This window comes from Exiguobacterium sp. LL15 (assembly GCF_024436095.1).
GTDB classification, from domain to species: Bacteria; Bacillota; Bacilli; order Exiguobacteriales; family Exiguobacteriaceae; genus Exiguobacterium_A; species Exiguobacterium_A indicum.
This window is the reverse complement of record NZ_JANFNX010000008.1, coordinates 1,940-3,292: the sequence shown is the minus strand read 5'-3', so window position 1 is coordinate 3,292 and position 1,353 is coordinate 1,940. Positions and strand designations below refer to the sequence as shown.

Genomic DNA, 1,353 nt, shown 5'->3' with positions numbered 1-1,353 from the left:
GCATCTGCTAGAACAAGGCCTCGACCGATTAGTATCACTCAGCTCCACATGTCGCCATGCTTCCACCCGTGACCTATCTACCTCATCGTCTCTGAGGGGTCTTTCTTGATTACTCAAAGGGAAATCTCATCTTGGAGGGGGCTTCATGCTTAGATGCTTTCAGCATTTATCCCGTCCGCACGTAGCTACCCAGCGATGCTCCTGGCGGAACAACTGGTACACCAGCGGTGCGTCCATCCCGGTCCTCTCGTACTAAGGACAGCTCTCCTCAAATTTCCTGCGCCCACGACGGATAGGGACCGAACTGTCTCACGACGTTCTGAACCCAGCTCGCGTACCGCTTTAATGGGCGAACAGCCCAACCCTTGGGACCTACTCCAGCCCCAGGATGCGATGAGCCGACATCGAGGTGCCAAACCTCCCCGTCGATGTGGACTCTTGGGGGAGATCAGCCTGTTATCCCCAGGGTAGCTTTTATCCGTTGAGCGATGGCCCTTCCATGCGGAACCACCGGATCACTAAGCCCGACTTTCGTCCCTGCTCGACTTGTAGGTCTCGCAGTCAAGCTCCCTTCTGCCTTTGCGCTCTACGAATGATTTCCAACCATTCTGAGGGAACCTTTGGGCGCCTCCGTTACTGTTTAGGAGGCGACCGCCCCAGTCAAACTACCCGCCTGACACGGTCCTCCAGCCGGATCACGGCTGCGAGTTAGAGACTCTATGCATGAAGGGCGGTATCCCAAGGGTGACTCCTCCGAAGCTGGCGCTCCGGGCTCGACGTCTCCCGCCTATCCTGTACATCATGCACAAAGCCTCAATATCAGGCTGTAGTAAAGCTCCATGGGGTCTTTCCGTCCTGTCGCGGGTAACCTGCATCTTCACAGGTACTATGATTTCACCGGGTCTCTCGTTGAGACAGTGCCCAAATCGTTACGCCTTTCGTGCGGGTCGGAACTTACCCGACAAGGAATTTCGCTACCTTAGGACCGTTATAGTTACGGCCGCCGTTTACTGGGGCTTCGGTTCAAAGCTTCGCTTGCGCTAACCCATCCCCTTAACCTTCCAGCACCGGGCAGGCGTCAGCCCCTATACGTCATCTTGCGATTTAGCAGAGACCTGTGTTTTTGCTAAACAGTCGTTTGGGCCTATTCACTGCGGCTCTACTCATGTAGAGCGTCCCTTCTCCCGAAGTTACGGGACCATTTTGCCGAGTTCCTTAACGAGAGTTATCCCGCGCGTCTTAGAATTCTCATCTCGCCTACCTGTGTCGGTTTACGGTACTGGCGCCTTCCCCCTCACTAGAGGCTTTTCTTGGCAGTGTGAAATCGTGACCTACGTCCCTACGGGACTCCGC

At 55.4% G+C, this 1,353-nt stretch carries 1 rRNA gene (running past one end of the window); it reads right to left on the bottom strand.

The annotated features are described in order from the left end of the window. Window positions 1-8: 8 nt before the first annotated feature. Window positions 9-1,353: ribosomal RNA gene (locus tag NOM72_RS16075) — 23S ribosomal RNA — on the bottom strand; it runs 1,746 nt beyond the window's last position.